The sequence below is a fragment of the Hyphococcus sp. genome (assembly GCF_965228385.1).
Classification (GTDB): Bacteria; Pseudomonadota; Alphaproteobacteria; order Caulobacterales; family Parvularculaceae; genus Hyphococcus.
Window position 1 is genome coordinate 1348216 of the sequence record NZ_OZ245810.1, and the last position, 19914, is coordinate 1368129.

A 19914-nucleotide genomic window follows, 5' to 3' on the forward strand; every position below is an offset into this window, starting at 1 on the left:
ATATCCCCCTACTCGGCGCCAAACTGTGCGCGCCATGCTTCGATCTGATCATCCTCGATTTTGGCGAACAGGACATCCGGCGGCGTAAAGGCTTCTCCACCCTTGAAGCGTGCAAGCGCCTCCGCTGCGGAAGACGGCCAGACCGACGCGTCATCGGGGTCAAGACCGAAGATCGCGAACATCTTATCCGCCGTAAACGGAATGACAGGCCGTGACAGCACGGCGAACAGCACAATCAGATTCAGCGCACACCGCACGGACGCGGCGGCGCGCTCTTTGTCTTCCTTTATCGCCGTCCAGGGCGCCGCGATTTGAAGATATTCATTGCCGGCGACCCAGATCGAGCGTAATTCTACAAAAGCTTTGCGAAATTCCATTTTTTCAAGGCAGTCCGTATACGTTTTGATCCGCCTGTCTAGTTCTTCGACAAGTTTCGCTTCCGCTTTGCCATAGTCGCCTTCGCCCGGAACCTCCTCGCCGAAACGCGCCTTGCAGAACCGCGTGATGCGATTGACAAAGTTACCGAGAACATCGGCCAGATCCTTGTTCACGACGCTGGCGAAGTGTTCCAGCGTAAAAGAAGCGTCGTCGGATTCCGGCGCATTCGCCATCAGGTGCCAGCGCCAGTAATCGGCGGGCAACAGCTCCAGCGCCTGATCCATGAAAATCCCGCGCCCCTGGCTTGTGGAGAATTTCCCGCCATACCAGGTCAGCCAGTTCAGCGACTTCAGCGCATCGACCGTTTTCCAGGGTTCTTCCGAACCAAGAATGGTCGCGGGAAAACTCACCGTGTGAAACGCAACATTATCCTTGCCCATAAACTGAACGTAGGACACGTCGTCCGCGCCCTTGTCGGTGCGCCACCAGCGCGCCCAGTCTTCACCCGATTTTTGCGACCATTCTTCCGTGGCGGCGATATATTCAATCGGCGCGTCAAACCAGACATAGAAAACCTTGTTTTCAAATCCTTCTCTGGCTTTACCCTCATATTCAACAGGAATGCCCCATTTCAGATCGCGCGTGATCGACCGGTCGCGCAATCCTTCTTTCAGCCATTTGCGGGCGATGGACGTTGTCAGTTGCGGCCAGTGCGGTTTTGATTCGACCCACTCGGCGATGCGATCCTGCATTTTTTCCTGCAACAGGTGCAAATGGCGCGTTTCGCGCACTTCCACATTCTTCGATCCGGAAACCGCCGAGTACGGATTTTTCAGGTCAACCGGATCCAGCAACCGACCGCAATTGTCGCATTGGTCGCCGCGCGCTTTTTCATAATCGCAATGAGGACATGTGCCTTCCACGTATCGGTCCGGCAGAAAGCGTTCGTCGTCGATTGAATAAACCTGCTCGTCAGTGCGCTCTTCGATAAGACCTTTTTCTTCCAGCACATGTGCAAAATGCTGCGTCAGGCGATGGTTGGGCGGATTTGACGAACGTCCGAAATGGTCGAAGGAGAGACCGAAAGCCTCCCCGGCGCTTTTCTGGACTTCGTGCTGTTCGGCGCAATAATCGGCAACCTCCCGGCCCGCAGCGGCGGCCGCCAGTTCCGCAGGCGTGCCGTGCTCGTCCGTGGCGCAGATATAGAGCACTTCATGGCCCTGCTGGCGCTTGAACCGGGCATAGACGTCAGCCGGCAGCATCGAGCCCACAAGATTGCCCAAATGCTTGATTCCATTGATGTAAGGCAGGGCTGACGTAATTAGGATGCGGGCCATGGACGGACTTTCATTGGCGTGAAAGCGGTCTATAGCGGCTTGCGGTGCGGTTCTACAAGGCGCGCCGTCTTATGCGCTCAAATCGCGGTACATTATAAAGGCGTCCGACAGTTCGCCGTCCGGCAGCCGGAAAGCATTCGGCACGGTTGCGATAATGTCCATGCCTGCGCGCCGCCAGGCGCGTACGGCGGCGGCGTTCGCCGACACAACCAGATTGAATTTCATGGCTAGATAGCCAAGCGCGCGCGCCTGTTCCTGGGATTGAATGCAGAGCTTTGCGGCGTATCCATGTCCCCGCGCGGTTTCCGCTATGACATAGCCGGCGTTGCACACATGCGCGCCCGGTCCGCCCTGATCGGGCCGTAAGTAATAAACGCCGATGACGCCGCCAGTATTATCGCGCGCCACGCCGTTATACCCGTCTTTCTTGATCCAGTAGGTTTTCGCATCGGCTTCCGTAACGTCGCGCGGTAGCGGATACGACTCGCCAGCGTGAAAAGCAGGCTCCAGCACGCGCCAGACCTCCGGCCAATCCGCTTCTGATTGTTGCGCCACTGTAAAATCCATTAGCGCGAGCATCGCGCAGGCGCCTATACGCTGCAAGCCCTATTAAATGCTTTGCGCTTGCGTCACGGGGATGGAATCGACAACGCCCGCCGCGCTTTGCAGAAAACTCGAGACCATGCCGAGCATGTCGGCAAGCGTATAACCGTTGGCGATAGCCGCTGCGATGGCGATGAATATGATAAGACCTAATGTTCTTGAAACGGTGCGCCGTGCGGCCAGGAACAAAGCAACCCCGCCCAGCAATTCTACCGGCCCGGCCATGCCATTCGCCGCCAGCGAACTCCAGATATTGTCAAGAAAATCTATGCTGCTGCCGCTTGTACCCATAACGCTTTCAGCGCCGGTCAGATGCGTCGCGCCGATAAGCGAGAGAAATCCGGCGCACGCGCCCTGGCAAACATCTTTCGACGCTCCGGCAACACCCGAAAGCGGACCGAAAGCCCCGCGATTTTCTGCGTTTGGCCTGACATCGTAACGTGATCCGGCGCCTGAGACTGCAATGGCCATGATGAAACTCCCCTTGTAACGTCCGCGAAGCCATCTGCTTCGGCGCGATGATCATTTGCGGTAAAATTGCAGGCCGCGCGGCTAAAATCAGGCCGAAACAGGGCGCACGCAAATGTGATCGCTGTATGCGGCTCACCCCGGATTCAATTCACATCAACGCATGTGATGTGCGTTACCCGGAAAAACAGGCAAATGGTGTTCGTCCTTTTCTATATGACGTCACACAGGGGTAATTATGAAAACCATCAGCATTCTGGCCGCCGGCGTATTGGCGCTGTTTTCAATCGCAATCGCTGGCGACACGCCCGCTAACATACAAGCCGCGCTCGATAGCCCGGACCGGTCCGATAACAACCGGGCGAGCGACGCCGACCGCAAACCCGCAAAGGCCCTCGCATTTTTTGGCGTTGAAGAAGGCATGAGCGTCGCGGATCTGGCGGCCGGCGGCGGCTATTTCACAGAAATTCTCTCTGGCGCCGTCGGTCCGGATGGCGAGGTGATCGCCTACTATCCCGCCAATCAGAATTTTGAAAGCGGTAAAGACGCGCTGAAAGCACAATATGCGCCTTTCGGCAATATTGAAATTGTCTCCGCGCCGCGCGGCGAGCCTTTCCCCATTGATGACAGTTCCATGGATATGGTTCTCTTGTCCCAGATTATCCATCACCTTCATTATACTGAGGATTCTGGCGAGGAAATGCCTGCAAGTTCTGCTGCGATCTATGCGGAAATCATGCGCGTTTTAAAACCCGGCGGCGTTTTTGCAGTCATTGAACATACTGCGGCGCCCGGAACGACCCGGGCCGAAAGCGCCGGGTGGCACCGCGCCCCGGAAGATATCATAAAAGCCGACGTCACAAGCGCAGGGTTTGAGTTTGACGGCGCGGCGGATATTCACGTCAATCCGAATGACGATTTGAAGAATAATTTTTTCGAATCGGGTCTTCGCGGTAAAACCACGCGGATGGTTCATCGCTACGTCAAACCGTGGATGTAATCTGAAAATTCAATTCTTTGAAAAGACCGGCGTAACGCCGGTCTTTTTTTTATGCGCGGCGGCGAAAGACCCGCATCCCGATCGCGCCGATTAGAAGGGCAATGATCGCAGCAATGGCCGCCATAATCGGAAACATGAGAATGAGCCCATTGTCCTCGCAGTCATATGCAAGCCCTGCCACTGCAGTTTCTCACAGCCCCTGATCGCGTCTATGACAAGCCATTCGTTGAGACCGTAAACCGCGGCGAAGCCAAGGCCGGCGACCACACCCAGCATCAATAAGAGCGAGGAAAACGCGCTGATGGCGGAGCCGCGCAGTGCTCCTTTACTGATCAGCAGCAGGATAAGCGCCAGAACGAGGCCGGGTCCCACTACGATCGCCAGCTCGACCATCTCGCCGGAGAGCGTCCCATCCATGGCTTACCTGCATCGTTTCCTGCTGAACTTAAGCCCATTTCCGCTTTGTCGCCTTGTAGGATTTCGCCACGATTTTTTCGAGAACGCCTGTATCGACCTTGTCGAGACTGTTGATGTAGAGACACGCCCGGCCAGTCTTGTACGGACCAAGCTTTGTCAAAAGCGGCTCTTCGTCGCCAAGCGATCCGAGCACATAAAGCACCATGTTCGCCTTGCGCGGACTGAAGCCGACCGCGAGCATGTCGCCTTCGCGCCCGCTCTCATATTTATAATGATATTCGCCAAATCCGATAATTGACGGCCCCCACATTTTCGGTTTCTCGCCAGTGACCTTTTTCATCATGGCGAGAAGCTTTGTTGCATCCTTGCGCCGCGTTTCGTTCTCAACGCTGTCTATAAACGCCATTACGTTTGCGCCTGTGGGTATGGTGCGCATGTCGTTTGTTTTCGCCGCTTTTTTCGTTGATTTCTTTGCCGGCGTAGCTTTTTCTCCCGCCGGCTTTTTCGCGGTGGTTTTACGCTTTACCGCCATCGATCGCCTCTCCTGTCGCTTTCGCCCAGTCAGCCGGAAGCTTTTTCGCGAGATACCAGAACCCGCCAATGGAAATTAAACCTGCAATCGCCACAGAAGACAGCGCAACGCGCAAGCCTTGTTCCGACGACAGACCTGAACTGTTCAGAATATCGCTGAGAATACCGACAAATGTCGGGCCGAAGCCGAGCGCGATCATGTTGAGAATAAAGAAAAATATCGCAGTGGAGAGCGCGCGGATCGACACCGGCGCCAAAGTCTGCGCCAGCGCAAAACAGGGGCCGAGATAAAACCCCGTCAGCAGGTGGACGGGCCACCATAAAACGAGCGACCACATGGCGTTGTCGACCCACATGGCGGCGATAAAGATAGGCGCGTTCAATGCAAGCGCAATAACAGGCACCCAGCCATAGGCGGATTTGTTTTTGACCGCCAGCCGGTCAACCAGAGCCCCCCCGATGAAAACGCCCAGCACATAAGCTGTGCCATTAATCACGCCGAGCCAGAAATAAAGGTCGCCCTTGGCGAAATCGGGGTGCGAGCGCTCGAAGAAAACGACAATCCAGTTCGAGATGGCGTATGACGCGAACGATCCAGCCGTCAGACCAATAACAATTGCACGGTAACTGGGTATGCCCAGCAAGTGTTTCGCCGCGCGCCACAACGATGCTAATTCGCCGAACGCAGGGTCGCGCGATCGGGACGGCAGCAGCATGGTCAGCTGCCGGAATATTTTCTCTATAAGGCCTACCGGTTCGGTAACTTTCAAGCCGGCGAAAGCGTCCTGCGCGCCGGCAAGTTCTTGTCCGCCGCGTTTTGGTTCCTTGATTGTGAGCTTGACGATAACGGCGAAAATAACTCCCGGCAGACCCAACGCCAGAAAAGTCATTCTCCAGTCGAAATTCTGCAAGACCCAGCCGCCTGCGAGATAGGCGAGCGTAACACCCACGGGAATGCCCAGCGCATAAACCGCGAGCGCGCCCGCGCGTTTTTCCTTGGGATAGAAATCGGAGATCAGGGAATGCGACGGCGGCGAACCGCCGGCTTCCCCCACGCCGACGCCGACGCGCGCAAGCGCCAATTGCGTGAAGTTTTGTGCAACACCGCAAAGCGCGGTGAAGCCCGACCAGAGAGCGAGCGAAACGGAAATTATCGTGACGCGGTTATAGCGGTCAGCAAGGCGCGCCACGGGGATACCGATCGTGGTGTAGAGAATCGCGAAAGCAATGCCGCCAAGAACGCCAAGCTGCGTATCGTTCAATCCCAAATCCGCCTGCACGGCCGGCGCAACAATCCCCATGATCTGACGGTCAAGGAAATTGAAGGTGTAAACCAGCGTAAGCATTATCAGGACGTAGATGCGATACGGCCGGCCGGCGTCGGTACCGGGCTTTGCAGGCGCTGTTGCGCCGCTCATATCCGAAAGCCTGAAAAGCAGGAGACGCCGGATGCGCCGATGGCCTTGACGGCGCGCGGATTATCGATGGTCATCAGCGACCGGATCGCGCCGAGCGTTGAATCAGCGCGCGACAGACGAAAGGTATATTGCGCAAGATCGGAAAGGTCCTCGCCGGAAAGCCGCTCATCGAGTTCGCCGACCATACAATCGGCTGTATCCGCCGGTATGCCGATAGCCCGGAACCGGTCCTGCAATGTATAGCGCGCCGCCGTTGCGCAACCCGCGAGCAGCAAAATGCATCCCGCCCCCAGAATGAGTCGATTCATGTGTTCTGATCTCCCTGTCGCGCTTCATCTGTCATTGATCGTTTATGCGCGCCGCCACAATGCGTAAGATACCCGCCAAGTGCAAGAACACGCGACATGAGGAAAACAATTGATGAAAGCCATGATGAGCCACGCGCCCGGCGGTCCGGAGACGTTGAAAATGACAGAGGTTGAGACGCCGGAACCCGGACCCGGGCAGGTGCGCATTGCCGTCAAGGCCGCAGGCGTAAATTTTCCCGACACGCTGATCATCCGTGATCTTTACCAGTTCAAACCGCCAAGACCCTTTGCGCCCGGCGGCGAGGTGGCGGGTGTCGTTGAGGCGTCTGGAGAAAATGTATCAAATGTCGCCATAGGCGATCGTGTAATCGCAGGGGGCGTCAATGGCGGCTTTGCAACGCACTTCATCGCCGATGCAGCGCGTACGAACAAAATTCCGGACGCGATGCCATTCGATGAGGCCGCCGCGTTCATGCTGACATACGGCACGTCTCATTATGCGCTGAAAGATCGTGCAAAACTGCAATCCGGGGAGTCGCTTTTCATTCTCGGGGCCGCAGGCGGCGTCGGCGCGGCCGCTATCGAACTTGGCAAGGCCTTTGGCGCAAAAGTCGTCGCCGGCGTATCTTCCGAAGAAAAAGCGCAGTTTTGTAAAGACCTCGGCGCGGACGAAACGCTCATATACCCCCGCGAGCTTGACCGGGACGCGCAAAAAGCCCTGTCGGGAGAAATCAAGAAACTTTGCGGCGGCGAAGGCGCGAACGTCGTCTATGACGCAGTGGGCGGCGATTATGCAGAGCCTGCGGTGCGCGCGCTAAGCTGGGAGGGCCGTTTTCTCGTCGTTGGTTTTCCAGCGGGCATTCCGAAAATTCCGCTCAATCTGACGCTTTTGAAATCCTGCCAGATCGTTGGCGTCTTCTGGGGCGCGTTCACCATGCGCGAACCGGCAAAGAACGCTGAATACATTTCTGAGCTTTTCAATTTTTATGAAACCGGGAAAATTAAACCGCGCGTCACCGCCTCATTTCCACTGGAAGAGGCCGCGGCCGCGCTCGATCTCTTGCGGGACCGCAAGGCCACAGGAAAAGTCGTTTTGAATGTAGCATGAGCAAAAGGTTCCATAGACAGGAAATTCCTGTAGCGTGCCGCAAAAGTCCAATCAATCCGGGGAGGTTCATGTGAAACCGCTAAGACTGATCTGCGCCGCCGCTGTTATGATGACACCGGCAATTGCCGACGAGAATGATAGTGACAGGCGCTTCACGGCGGAACGCGTGTTCGATCTCGAATATGCAAACGATCCTCAAATTTCGCCTGACGGGCGCACGATAGTCTACGCCCGCACGTCAATGGATCGCATGACGGATAAATCCGTTGCTGAAATCTGGGAGATCGATGTTCGCTCGGGCGATCATCGCCCGTTGATCGACGGTGAAGGATCTATCGCGTCGCCGCGCTGGTCGCCGTCCGGCGACAGACTGCTCTATCTGGGCGCCGATGGGGACAAGCTGCAACTGCGCATTCTTTATCGCGACACCGGAAACAGTTTTTCGCTTGCGCAGCTCGACGAAGCGCCCGGCGCGCCCGCCTGGTCGCCGGATGGAAGGTTAATCGCGTTCTCGATGTTCACGCCTTCGGAGCCGAAATCTTTTGCAACAGCGCCCAAGCCGCCGGAAGGCGCAAGCTGGAATAAACCGGTGCGCGTGTTCGATGACATGCAATTCCGTTTCGACGGCGCAGGTTATTCGGAAGAAGGCGAAACGCATGTCTATGTCATCTCATCGGAAGGCGGCACGCCGCGTCAAATTACATCAGGAGATATCAGTTATGACAGTCCGGCGTGGCTCGGTGATGAGACGCTGCTAGTTGTCGGCAATGATGCGCCGGACGCAGAGCTGGACCCGATTGAAAGCGAAATTTACGCCGTCGCGCTCGGTGATTTGTCGATGCGTGCGCTCACGACGCGAGACGGGCCCGATCATTCGCCTGCGGTTTCGCAAAACGGCCGGCGCATCGCGTTTCTGGGGTATGACGACAAGCTCAAATCCTACCAGCAGACCGATCTTTATCTCATGAATGCGGATGGGTCGAACGTTCAGAACCTGACAGCCAATTACGACCGCAGCATTGACGCCATCGCCTGGCGCGGCAATTCGATAGTCGCGCAGGCCGAAGTCGACGGCGAACTGGCGTTGCTCAACGTCACAACAGGCGGCTCGGTCTCCAGCATGACGGGCGATCTCGGCGGCACATCCATCACCCGACCTTATGCAGCCGGTGCGTTTTCCGCCGCAGCCAATAGCGGCGATATCGCCTTCACTGTGGGCAGCCCTGACCGGCCCGCGGAAGTCGGCGTTTTGCGCGGCGGGCGCACGCAAATCCTGACGGCGCTGAATGATGACGTCTTGCCTTATCTCGACATGGCGAGAATTGAGGAAATCAAGGTCCCCTCGTCTTTCGATGAAAAGGAGATCGAGGCGTGGATAGCGCTGCCGCCAGGTTTTACCGCTGACGGAACACACCCGATGATCCTTGAAATTCACGGCGGACCTTTTGCAGAATACGGACCTTTCTTTTCCGCTGAAGTCCAGCGCTTCGCCGCAGAAGGATATGTCGTCGTTTATGCAAACCCGCGCGGTTCGACCGGGTATGGCGAAGCGTTCGCGCAACTGATCGATCTTGCTTATCCCGGCAACGACTATGACGATCTGATGAGTGTCGTCGATGCGGTGATCGCTAAAAATTATGTGGACCCGGAACGATTGTTCGTCACCGGCGGCTCCGGCGGCGGCGTGTTAACCGCATGGATCGTCGGTAAGACGGACCGCTTTGCGGCGGCTGTTTCGGCCAAGCCCGTCATCAACTGGATGAGCATGGCGCTCGCCAGCGACATCGGCGCCTATGTCGCCAGGCACTGGATTCGCGCCGATCCCTGGGCCGATCCTGACGCTTATTGGGAACGCTCGCCATTATCGCTTGCCGGCAATGTCACAACGCCGACAATGTTAATGGTCGGCGAAGAAGACTGGCGCACGCCGACATGGGAGGCCGAACAGTTTTACAGCGCGCTGAAATTGAGAAAAGTGGACACGGCGCTGATACGCGTGCCAGGCTCGCCGCACCTGATCGCCGGCCGGCCAAGCCGGCTGATCGCAAAAACCGATAATATTATGGGCTGGTTTGAAAAGTACGATCCGGCGAAACAAAGTGAGGAAGACGCCAGCGAGGACGACTAGCGATTATTCCTGACGCGGCGATTGCGGCCACATCCACCAGGCAAGGCCGGCCAGGGTGACGCCTGCAAGAAACATGATGGCGGCGCCTTTTTCCGCGAAGGCCGCCGCCTCATTCGTGTCAAAAAGCATTGCCAGAAACTGGCGCAGCTCTGCATCGGCAAGCGCGAAATCACCGACCGCATTGGACAGCGCCACGCCGCCGCCCAGCAAAATAAAACCGCACAGCCCCGTCAGCACCGCTAGTATTTGCCTTATGCCGTGCAAAATCCTGACGCCTTCTTAAATCCCATCAATATCTGAAGGGTCTGGAAGGGCGCCGTCAATAGCGCAAAGCCCCTTTCGCAACCCGAGCAAACTCGGTTAGCCTTTCGGAAAAGCCGGGAGGGATGTCGAAATGGCCGCCAGTCTCGTTGAAAGCGCGCCGCCGGGCGGCGCCCATGAAACCGACGCCATTATCATCGGCGCGGGACCATGCGGACTGTTCGCCGTTTTCGAACTCGGGCTTTTAAATATCAAGGCGCACCTCATTGATATACTCGATAAACCCGGCGGTCAGTGCGCTGAACTCTATCCGGAAAAACCGATACTCGATATTCCCGCCATAAAATCGATCAGCGGCGAGGAACTGACGAAGCAGCTGCTCGAACAGATTGAACCCTTCGAGCCGGTTTTTCATCTTAATGAAATGGCGATAAGTCTTCAGCAAACCGGCGACGGCAAATGGCGTATCGAAACCGACCTCGGCACGTCCATCACCGCGCCCGTGATTTGCATTGCTGCGGGCGGCGGTTCGTTTCAACCGAAAAAGCCGCCCATTCCCGGCGTCGATGACTATGAAGGAAAATCGGTTTTCTATGCGGTCCGACAGCGTGACGCTTTCAAAGGGAAAAACATCGTCATCGCCGGCGGCGGCGATTCGGCTATCGACTGGACCCTGAACCTTCAACCCATAGCTGAGCGTATCACGCTTGTTCATCGGCGTGCTGACTTTCGCGCCGCGCCGGATAGCGTTGACAAAATGCGGGCGCTTGCAGACGCCGGTGAAATCGACTTGCACATTGCGCAGATCAAAGGCCTGAACGGCGCAGAGGGCCGCCTCTCTTCAGTGTCTGTCGAGTCCAAAGAAACCGGCGCCTACGATATCGCATGTGATACATTGCTGGCGTTTTACGGCCTGACCATGAAGCTCGGGCCTATCGCTGATTTCGGCGTCAACCTGACGGAAAACCGGATCAGCGTCGATACGGAAAAATTCGCCACCTCAGCGCCCGGTATTTTTTGCATCGGCGACATGGCGTTTTATCCTGGCAAGTTGAAACTCATACTTTCCGGCTTTCACGAGGCGGCGCTAATGGCGCATGGCGCCTTTCATTATGTTTTTCCCGACAAAAAGCTGAAATTTCAGCACACAACGTCTGCGAAGGATCTGCAGGCCAAACTCGGCGGTCAGTAGGCGGTCAGTAATTGCTCCCTGTTGCCTGAAAGCCGCGACGCATTTCGCACATGCAGCGTGACCGCGCCTGCGCAGAATGGTATTAAATCAGGGGGGACGAGAGGGACGCAGAGAATGCTTTAAGCGTTCGCGCCGTCCCCGGAGGAAACGTCCCGCGGAGGAAACGCCCTTTGGACGGCGCCAGCGCCGGTACGCCAACATCAGTTTGCGCGGCCGGCGCTGACCTTTTAAAGACTTGTCTTCTTAAAGTCTGTCTTCCCGAAATGCGTTTACTGAAAAGCCTGCAATCCTGTCATCGCCCTGCCCAGAATAAGCGCATGAATATCATGCGTGCCTTCATAGGTGTTGACCGTTTCAAGATTCATGGCGTGGCGCAGAATGTGGTACTCGTCAGAGATGCCGTTGCCGCCGTGAATGTCGCGGGCCTGTCTCGCAATATCCAGCGCCTTTCCGCAATTGTTCCGCTTCATGAGCGATATGGCTTCCGGCACATAGGCGCCTTCGTCCAGCAGGCGGCCGAGTTGCAGCGCGCCCTGCAGGCCAAGCGCAATTTCCGTTTGCATGTCCGCCAGCTTCTTTTGCACGAGTTGCGTGCCGGCAATGGGCTTGCCAAACAGAATACGATCCATGGCGTAATCGCGCGACGCCATCCAGCAGAATTCCGCCGCGCCCATCGCTCCCCATGCGATACCGTAGCGCGCTTTGTTCAGACAGGAAAAAGGACCCCGCAACCCTTTTACATTCGGCAACAGCGCATCTTCGGGAACCACGGCGTCCTCAAGCGCGATCTCGCCGGTAATGGACGCGCGCAGGGAAAGCTTGCCTTCAATTTTCGGCGTTGAAAAACCTTTGATGTTTCGTTCGACGACAAAGCCGCGGATTTCTCCGTCCAGCTTTGCCCAGACAACTGCAAGGTCGCAAATCGGCGAATTGGTGATCCACATTTTCGCGCCGTTGAGCTTGTACCCGCCCCCCTGGCTCGATGGTAGTTTTTCCGCTTTCGTCCGCATGGACCCGGGATCGGAGCCTCCGTCTGCTTCGGTCAGGCCAAAACAGCCTATCCATTCGCCGCTCGCGAGTTTCGGCAGATATTTCTGCTTTTGTTCTTCCGTGCCAAAAGCCTCAATGGGATACATGACAAGCGATGACTGCACGGACATGGCCGAGCGATACCCGCTATCGACCCGCTCAACCTCTCGGGCAATCAGGCCGTAAGACACATGGCTTGCGCCGCCGCCGCCATAGTCTTCCGCAACGGTGGCGCCAAGCAGGCCCTGCCCGCCCAATTCGGTCATGATCTCACGGTCAAAACGCTCTTCACGGTTGGCGAGAATGACCCGCGGCATCAACCGGTCCTGACAATAGCCCCGCGCCGCATCGCGGATCATCCGCTCCTCATCGGTAAGCTGGCTTTCCAGCAATAGCGGGTCCCGCCAGTCAAAGCTCTGTTTTTCAACGGTCTTGCCGCTCGCATCCGCCATGAATATCTCCTTGATTGAGCCCGTATGTAGACCCCGGAATAAATCGCTGCAATGCGCGGCCCGGCAGTTTCACCGGCTTTTTTCCCATTGCCAGCGCGCTGGCCCAAACCGCCGGTTTGTGGGATGGTCGGCGCGGGCAACATCCGGGGAACCATCCGACCATGAGAAAACCAACTCTGACACGCCAGGTCATGGCGAGCGCGCTCGTCTTTTCATTCATCGCCGCGTGCTCTCAGGAGCAAGCCGATCCCGACAGCGCCGCCGAACCGGGCGAAACAGCTTCCGCCGAAACCTATGCCGTCATCATCGCCGGAACCCGTGTCGGACATATGAATGTAACGCGCGACGGGCAGAACATCGACATTGATTATGATTACAAAAATAATGGACGCGGTCCCGGCTTCAGGGAAACCCTGACCGTCAATGAAAACGGCGTTCCTGTTTCATGGTCGATTTCCGGAAACACGGCCTTTGGCAATGAGATTGAAGAAACCTATACGTTCAATAATGGAGAGGCCGCCTGGACTGACGCCACCGGCGACGGAACGGCGGCGGTAAGCGAACCATCGCTTTATATCAGCCAGTTCGGCAGTCCTTACGCCGCATACGTTCTTGCCAATGCGCTTTTGCAGGACAGCGACCGGTCGATGCCCGCCCTGCCTGCGGGAGAACTGACCCTGACCGAAATGGATACGCTTACCGTCAGCGCCGGCGACGGCGGCGAGACTGAAGTGACCACCTACGCCATCTCCGGCGCCGACCTCGACCCGGATTATTTCATTCTCGACAGCGACAACAGGTTTTTCGCGTATATCACGCCGCGCTTCATCACGATCCGCGAGGGCTTCGAAGGCGAAGAAGAGCGCTTGCGCAATATGGCCGCCGATTACGGCGCTGCGCGATATGAAGACATTCAGGCGCGCTATGCACATGATTACGGTAAGCCGGTGCGTATCCGGAATGTGCGCGTTTTCCAGCCGGAAACGCTGGATATGTCGGCGCCCGTTTCAGTCGTTGTGGACGGCGAAACAATTGCCTCCATCGATCCTTTGAGCGTCGCAACAGCCGAAGGCGAGATTGAAATCGACGGCGGCGGCGGCTCGCTGATCCCCGGCCTCTGGGATATGCACGGCCACATGGGCGACGACGATGCGCTGATCAACGTGCTGGCGGGCGTTACATCCGTGCGCGACATGGGCAATGAAATGGACGTTCTTGAGCCCTTGCGCGAAAAAATCGAGAACGGCGTTCTTGCCGGACCCCGTATTTCCATGAGCGGCTTCATTGAGGGCGTCAGCGAAACCAACAATTCGACAGGCGAGCTCGCCACTAACGAAGCCGAGGCCGTGGATCTTGTTCAGATGTACGCCGATCGCGGCGGCTATCACCAAATCAAGATTTACAGCTCCGTCAAAGGCGAATGGGTGCCCGCCATGGCGGAGGCCGCGCACGCCAACGGCATGCGCGTTGCGGGACATATCCCGGCCTTTTCAACGCCCGATGAAATGATCGAAGCCGGCTATGACGAGATCACGCATATCAATCAGGTGATGCTGAGCTGGGTGCTCGGGCCGGAAGACGATACGCGCACCTTGAAGCGCATTACCGGCATGGCCAAATTCGCCGATCTCGATCTGGAAAGCGAAGCCGTGCAGCGCACCATTGGCCTGATGGTCGACAACGACATCGCCGCCGATCCGACAACCGTCATTCATGAATACGGCCTTCTCGCCCGCAATGGCGAAACGCGCATCGGCATGGCGGACTACGTGGCCAATATGCCGGTCGCCGTACAGCGCAACGCGAAGGTCGCACTCCTCAATGTCGCCGATGAAGAAGAAGACGCCGCCTATCGCGCGGCGTTCGAGACTATCATCGACACGCTCGCCATGATGCATGAGCGCGGCATTTTCCTGGTGCCGGGAACCGATCTTGGCGGCGCGTTCAACCTGCATCGCGAAGTTGAACTCTTTCAACGGCTCGGTTTCACCCCGGCGGAAGCGCTGAGGCGCGCCACCTACGACATGGCCGATTATATGGGTTTCGCCGACAGCCGCGGCGCCATCGAGCCGGGCAAGCTGGCGGACTTCTTTCTCGTGCCGGGCGATCCGACCGAAAACATCAAGGCGATCAAATCCATCGCCATGGTTTCACGCGGCGGCGTGATTTATTTTCCGAGCGAAATCTATCCGGAATTCGGCATTACGCCGTTTACTGAGGTTCCGGCGGTCAGCGGGGAGTGATTTAAAAAATCCTGGTTTTATTAGCTTTACCAGGGTTAAAAACGGTCGATTGGAAAGCAGACCAGCAAATGAAGCGGATGACTTTCCAACCAAACGACGTGTTTATCATAAATCCCGCGCAAAAAGCCGCATACCCTCATCCTGAGGTGCTTTTGCTGTGCAAAATCCTCGAAGGATGTGCGGCTCACGCATGAAAAGCCACACATGCATCGAGGCTCCCCCTGCGGGCGCGCACCTCAGGATGAGGCTAATTGGCGGAACTACACCAACTCAAGCGCGACACTCGTTGCTTCGCCGCCGCCGATACAGAGCGAGGCGACGCCCTTTTTGCCGCCGGTCTGTTGCAGTGCATTAATCAGCGTGCAGAGAATACGCGCGCCGGAAGCGCCGATCGGGTGGCCGAGCGCAATGGCGCCGCCATGAACATTGACCTTTTCCGCCGGCAGCTTGTGCTCGCGCATTGAAGCGAGCGGCACAACCGAAAACGCCTCGTTGATCTCGTAAAGATCGACTTCATCGGCAGACCAGCCGGCCTTTTCCAAAACAGTTTTTATCGAAGCGACCGGCGCGGTCGTGAACCATTCGGGCTCCTGCGCATGGGTCGAATGGGCGAGAATGCGCGCGACCGGTTTCGCGCCTTTTTTGTCGGCCATGGACTGGCGCATCAGGACGAGCGCCGCGGCGCCGTCGGATATCGCCGAGGCGTTGCCCGCCGTCACCGTACCGTCTTTTTCGAAAGCGGCGCGCAGGGAGGGTATTTTGTTCGCATCCACCAAGCCCGGCTTTTCATCATTCTCAACCGTGACGGAGCCTTTACGGCCTTTCACCTCAACGGAGACGATTTCATCCTTGAACGAACCGTTTTTGATCGCTTCCTGCGCTCTTGTCACCGAGCGCATGGAATATTCGTCCTGCTCTTCGCGGGAGAACTGCCATTCGCGGGCGCATTTTTCGGCGAAAACGCCCATGGCGCGGCCCGGCTCATAGGCGTCTTCAAGACCGTCTATCGCCATATGATCGTAGACCTGCCCCGCCCCGTATTTGATGCCGGTACGGCCCGACGGCAAGAGATGCGGCGCGCCGGTCATGGATTCCATGCCGCCGGCGACAACAATCTCGCTGGCGCCCGCCAGGATCGCGTCATGGCCCATCATCACCGTTTTCATGCCGGAGCCGCACATTTTGTTGACGGTGGTGCAGGCCGTCGAGATCGGCAATCCCGCGCCGAGGGCCGACTGGCGCGCCGGCGCCTGGCCGAGGCCTGCCGGCAGAACGCAGCCCATCAGCACGTCGTCCACATCGCCGGCCTTCACGCCGCCGCGCGAAAGCGCCGCTTCTATCGAGCGCGCGCCGAGCTCTGTCGCTTTGACGTTGGTAAAAGCGCCCAGAAAATTACCGATGGGCGTTCGCGCCATACCGGCGATGACGATGGGATCTTGCTGTGACATGAAATTCTCCTTTGGCGGTCTCAGGCCGCAGATGTCGATTTTACGCCAGACTTGGCGCCTTTGGAAATCACTTCAAGAGCCATCTTGTCAGCGACGGCGCCTGTGGGCGTGTTCTCAGCCTGTGCGCGCTCGAAGATTTCGCTGAGCCGGTCGCCGATTTTATCGATACGGCGGTTCATTTCTTCGGTTGCCCATGTCCCCAGGATTTCCAGCCCGACGCTGATGACGCCGGCGGCGTTGATAACGTAGTCGGGGCAATAAAGAACGCCGCGATCGTGCAGTTTCTGATCCATATCCGGCGTTTTTAACTGGTTGTTTGCAGCGCCGGCGACAATTTTCGCTTGCATCCTTTCAACCGAATCCTGCCTCAGCGATCCGCCCAGCGCACAAGGGGCGAAAATATCCACATCGAGGGCGATTGCATCCTCAGGCGTTGATGTCTCTGCGCCAAAACGCTCAACCGCCTCTTTCATCGCCGTCGGATTGACATCGGCGACCACCAGCCGTCCGCCTTCCTCGTGGATGAGGCGCGCAAGCTCCATCCCAACGGCGCCGACGCCAAGAATGGAAACCGTTAGATCTTTCAGCGTCTCAGCGCCGAATTTGGCGCGCGCCGCCGCCTGCATGCCGCGCCACACGCCGCGCGCGGTGAAAGGCGACGGATTGCCGCCAACGCCCTTGTCTTCCATGCCAGCCGCATAGGGCGTAACGGAGCGGATCATGGCGAGATCGGCTTCCGTAACGCCGCTGTCTTCAGCGGTGTAATAAAGCCCCTCCAGATGATCGACGGCCGCCCCGAAGGCGCGCAACATTTCCGGCGTTTTATCCGTTTTGGGATCAGCGAAAATAACCGCCTTGCCGCCCCCGAAGGGGATGCCGCCAAGCGCGTTCTTGTAGGTCATACCGCGCGAAAGGTTTTTAACGTCTTCAAGACCGGCTTCGAAGCTCGCATAGGGGTAGATCCGGCAACCGCCGCAGCCCGGCCCCAGCGTCGCATCATGAACGGCGATAATTGCGTTCAGGCCCGATTGATCATCGATAAAATGCACCACCTTGCGCCATCCTTCGACGGCCAGAACCTCAGACTTCATGAAGGCGTTCTCCCAAATGCGGCATTGCGGTCCGCTTGTTTCATATCGAGGGCGCGCAATTCAACGCGCCTTTTGATACCGCAGCCCGCGGAGCGCTTCCGGTCAAAGATAAGGTTTTTGATCTTGACGATTAGCATATAATGCTAAATACAGAATAGATTAGCGGAACTGGACCTATGAAACTCGATCAAATCGACCACAAGATCCTGAAGCACCTGCAGGAAAATGCGCGCATCACCAATGCGGAGCTAGCCGAGCGGGTCGGCCTGTCGCCGACGCCCTGCTTGCGGCGGCTGCGCCGTCTGGAGACGGAAGGCATTATTCAGGGCTATCGCACCGAGATCAATCGCGAGGCGCTCGGCGTCAATGTGACGGTCATCATTCTTGTGAAGCTGGAGCGCGAGGACGACAAGACGCTCCGCGAATTCGAAACCGCTATCAAAGACCGCGAAGAGGTGATGGAGTGTTACCTCGTTACAGGAAAATTCGATTATTTCATTCGCGTCGTTGTGCCTTCGCTGGCGACTTACGAAACGTTTCTTTCTGAAACCATGCTGCGTATGCCGAATATTTCAACTGTAGAATCCAGCTTTACACTCAGGGAAGTCGCGCGCCGGGTCGTCACGCCGCTGCCGCAGTCCATTATTCGTTGAGAAAGTTAAGCAGCGCTGGTTCGGTTTTTCTTTTCGCCGGAAGTCATCACGGCATGCTCTATCTCGGCATGAAGCGCCGCTGATTTGACCGGCTTTGTCACATAGCCGTTAAAACCCTGCGCCAAATACTCTTCCACATTTCTCGTCATGGCGTGCGCCGATACGGCGATGATTGGCGTCGGCGAATTCTCGCGACGCTCGCGCTCAAGAAATCTGATCTGGCGCAAGGCTTCGGTTCCATCCAATACCGGCATGGAAATATCCATCAAAATGACATCAAAGGCGCCGTTTTTAAAAGCATCGACAACGGCAAGCCCATCATCTGCATACTGAACTTTGTGGCGGCGCTCTTTCAGGAAGGCGCCAAGCACGGCCTTGTTTACAACATTGTCTTCGCCCACCAAGACGCGAAGACCTGTCAGCCCGCCGTCTTCAGTCTTGTAGCCGCCGCTGGCCGCCGTACGCACCGCATCAGCGGGCGCTAGCGGCATTGGAATATTAATCGAAAAGCACGAACCTGCGCCGGGTTTTGATGCAACGCTGATTGCGCCGCCCATGGCTTCAACAAGCCCCTTGGCGATCGATAGGCCTAATCCGGTGCCGCCATATTTGCGGGTCGTACTCGCGTCGGCCTGGGTGAACGGCTGGAAAATCCTAGCCGCCTGCTCTTTCGTCACCCCAATGCCGGTATCAATCACATCGATCCGCGTGTCGCCGTCTTCTTGAGCCGGCGGCATGATTACAACGCTTACTTTGCCAGCCGATGTAAATTTCACGGCGTTGGCCACGAGATTGTGCAGGACCTGTAACAGGCGATGGCCGTCTCCCAGCCGTGCAGCCGAGCAATCGCCCTTGCAGATAACCGAAAATTCCAGCCCTTTGGCTTTCGCGCTTTGACTATGCAGGTTTTTAACCTTGCGGATTATGTCCTCAAACGTGAAGGGCGCATTTTCGATGACGATCTTGTTGGCCTCGATCTTGGAGATGTCCAGAAGATCATTGAGCAACATCATCATGAGATCGCCGGAATCCTGGATCGCCTGTATCTTTTCGCGTTGCGAATCCGTCAGGTCTTCCGCGTTCAGCGCATCGGCCATGCCGATGATACCGTTCATCGGCGTCCGGATTTCGTGGCTCATATTGGCGAGAAAGGCAGACTTTGCTTCACTTGCATATTCTGCGGCGGCTTGCCGTTTTAACGCCTCCTCGCGCGACTGCCGCATGCCGGCGCTCGACGCCTGATATTCCTTGAATGCGGAAACCAGGTGAGAAAGGTACAACAGGCATGCAACCAGCAACGCCGCAGCGCCCGCCCGCCCCGGCTCTAACCCGGTGAAAAGCGAATACACCGGCAGACCGAAGAAATACAACGCATGCGGAAGACTCGCTGCAATGAACGTCCTCTTTTCATGATGCATATGCATGGTCACATGCAGCAATGCGCCGGCAAGCCAAAGCATGGCGAACGCTTTTCCTGAGGGCCCCCAGAGCCACCAAAGCGCAACGGGAAACAGGGAATATATCAAACTGGCCTGCGCCGCGCTGCCGCATAGCACTAGCCATTCTAACTTTGTAACTGCGCTGCTCCGCTCGGGTTCACGAAAACCCTTCCAGACGAAATCATCGGTCGCCTGACTGATAATCAGCACAGCAAACCAGAACTTGGCGTAGAAAGGATCGACGGCGGCCCACATGATGGCGGCGCCGACGGCGGCGATCACGATACGCGTCGCCAATTGCCTGCGGCGCGTTTGCGCCGTCGATATCAAACCCGACAAAATCGACGGTTCTGAAGAACAGTTTTCCTGCTCTCTCCCCGGCGCGGCGTCGCTCATCGCGCATCTCCAGA

General features: G+C 57.1%; 18 protein-coding genes. 6 read left to right on the forward strand and 12 right to left on the reverse strand.

The annotated features are described in order from the left end of the window. Positions 1-8: 8 nt before the first annotated feature. The 3 genes from metG to ACQK2Q_RS06375 all read right to left on the reverse strand — a co-directional run bounded on the left by metG (position 9) and on the right by ACQK2Q_RS06375 (position 2789). Positions 9-1715: a methionine--tRNA ligase gene (gene metG, locus ACQK2Q_RS06365; protein WP_425408904.1), complete on the reverse strand. Its 1707-nt coding sequence runs from the start codon at positions 1713-1715 to the stop codon at positions 9-11. Between the two features lie 69 nt (positions 1716-1784). Further along, a complete protein-coding gene (locus ACQK2Q_RS06370; RefSeq protein ID WP_425408905.1) occupies positions 1785-2294 on the reverse strand; it encodes an N-acetyltransferase family protein in 510 nt (169 codons plus the stop codon). Positions 2295-2324: 30 nt separating this feature from the next. Then, on the reverse strand, positions 2325-2789 hold the full coding sequence (locus ACQK2Q_RS06375) for a hypothetical protein (protein WP_425408906.1): 465 nt from the start codon (positions 2787-2789) through the stop codon (positions 2325-2327). Between the two features lie 235 nt (positions 2790-3024). Between ACQK2Q_RS06375 and ACQK2Q_RS06380 the strand changes: the two genes are divergently transcribed. Next, complete coding sequence (locus ACQK2Q_RS06380; RefSeq protein WP_425408907.1) at positions 3025-3786, forward strand: class I SAM-dependent methyltransferase; 762 nt, start codon at positions 3025-3027, stop codon at positions 3784-3786. Between the two features lie 90 nt (positions 3787-3876). On the opposite strand, the gene ACQK2Q_RS06385 is transcribed toward ACQK2Q_RS06380, so the two are convergent. From ACQK2Q_RS06385 to ACQK2Q_RS06400, 4 genes are read right to left on the reverse strand one after another with little or no spacing between them, the layout of a single operon-like run. Then, a complete protein-coding gene (locus tag ACQK2Q_RS06385; protein WP_425408908.1) occupies positions 3877-4203 on the reverse strand; it encodes a hypothetical protein in 327 nt (108 codons plus the stop codon). Between the two features lie 28 nt (positions 4204-4231). Further along, entirely contained in the window at positions 4232-4735 is a 504-nt protein-coding gene (locus ACQK2Q_RS06390) for a DUF1801 domain-containing protein (protein ID WP_425408909.1), read from the reverse strand. Continuing rightward, positions 4719-6152, reverse strand: coding sequence for a spinster family MFS transporter (locus ACQK2Q_RS06395; RefSeq protein WP_425408910.1), 1434 nt, complete (start codon positions 6150-6152; stop codon positions 4719-4721). The genes ACQK2Q_RS06390 and ACQK2Q_RS06395 overlap by 17 nt, the downstream gene beginning before the upstream one ends. Beyond that, positions 6149-6460: a hypothetical protein gene (locus ACQK2Q_RS06400; protein ID WP_425408911.1), complete on the reverse strand. Its 312-nt coding sequence runs from the start codon at positions 6458-6460 to the stop codon at positions 6149-6151. The genes ACQK2Q_RS06395 and ACQK2Q_RS06400 overlap by 4 nt, the downstream gene beginning before the upstream one ends. A 112-nt stretch (positions 6461-6572) precedes the next feature. Between ACQK2Q_RS06400 and ACQK2Q_RS06405 the strand changes: the two genes are divergently transcribed. Continuing rightward, positions 6573-7568, forward strand: a complete 996-nt coding sequence (locus tag ACQK2Q_RS06405) for an NADPH:quinone oxidoreductase family protein (protein ID WP_425408912.1) — start codon at positions 6573-6575, stop codon at positions 7566-7568. Between the two features lie 70 nt (positions 7569-7638). After that, positions 7639-9696 (forward strand): S9 family peptidase, encoded by a 2058-nt coding sequence (locus ACQK2Q_RS06410; RefSeq protein ID WP_425408913.1) that lies wholly within the window; start codon positions 7639-7641, stop codon positions 9694-9696. 3 nt (positions 9697-9699) lie between these two features. Here the strand turns inward: ACQK2Q_RS06410 and ACQK2Q_RS06415 are convergent, their stop codons facing one another. Further along, positions 9700-9960: a hypothetical protein gene (locus ACQK2Q_RS06415; RefSeq protein ID WP_425408914.1), complete on the reverse strand. Its 261-nt coding sequence runs from the start codon at positions 9958-9960 to the stop codon at positions 9700-9702. Between the two features lie 130 nt (positions 9961-10090). Here ACQK2Q_RS06415 and ACQK2Q_RS06420 point away from each other — a divergent pair, with 130 nt between their 5' ends. Continuing rightward, positions 10091-11149, forward strand: a complete 1059-nt coding sequence (locus tag ACQK2Q_RS06420; RefSeq protein ID WP_425408915.1) for an NAD(P)/FAD-dependent oxidoreductase — start codon at positions 10091-10093, stop codon at positions 11147-11149. 269 nt (positions 11150-11418) lie between these two features. Here ACQK2Q_RS06420 and ACQK2Q_RS06425 read toward each other — a convergent pair whose 3' ends face one another. Continuing rightward, positions 11419-12630, reverse strand: coding sequence for an acyl-CoA dehydrogenase (locus ACQK2Q_RS06425; RefSeq protein ID WP_425408916.1), 1212 nt, complete (start codon positions 12628-12630; stop codon positions 11419-11421). A gap of 161 nt (positions 12631-12791) precedes the next feature. Here ACQK2Q_RS06425 and ACQK2Q_RS06430 point away from each other — a divergent pair, with 161 nt between their 5' ends. Continuing rightward, positions 12792-14873, forward strand: coding sequence for an amidohydrolase family protein (locus tag ACQK2Q_RS06430; RefSeq protein WP_425408917.1), 2082 nt, complete (start codon positions 12792-12794; stop codon positions 14871-14873). A 260-nt stretch (positions 14874-15133) separates the two neighbouring features. Here ACQK2Q_RS06430 and ACQK2Q_RS06435 read toward each other — a convergent pair whose 3' ends face one another. Both ACQK2Q_RS06435 and ACQK2Q_RS06440 read right to left on the reverse strand, forming a co-directional pair. Then, on the reverse strand, positions 15134-16321 hold the full coding sequence (locus tag ACQK2Q_RS06435) for an acetyl-CoA C-acyltransferase (RefSeq protein WP_425408918.1): 1188 nt from the start codon (positions 16319-16321) through the stop codon (positions 15134-15136). Between the two features lie 20 nt (positions 16322-16341). Continuing rightward, the gene (locus ACQK2Q_RS06440) at positions 16342-17412 is read right to left on the reverse strand and encodes a Glu/Leu/Phe/Val dehydrogenase dimerization domain-containing protein (protein ID WP_425408919.1); all 1071 of its coding nucleotides are present in this window, start codon (positions 17410-17412) and stop codon (positions 16342-16344) included. Between the two features lie 176 nt (positions 17413-17588). On the opposite strand from ACQK2Q_RS06440, the gene ACQK2Q_RS06445 reads away from it, so the two are divergent. Beyond that, positions 17589-18065 carry an Lrp/AsnC family transcriptional regulator gene (locus ACQK2Q_RS06445; RefSeq protein ID WP_425408920.1) on the forward strand — a complete coding sequence of 159 codons (477 nt, stop codon included), beginning with the start codon at positions 17589-17591 and terminating at the stop codon, positions 18063-18065. 5 nt (positions 18066-18070) lie between these two features. On the opposite strand, the gene ACQK2Q_RS06450 is transcribed toward ACQK2Q_RS06445, so the two are convergent. Next, positions 18071-19900, reverse strand: coding sequence for an ATP-binding protein (locus ACQK2Q_RS06450; protein ID WP_425408921.1), 1830 nt, complete (start codon positions 19898-19900; stop codon positions 18071-18073). Positions 19901-19914 lie beyond the last annotated feature (14 nt).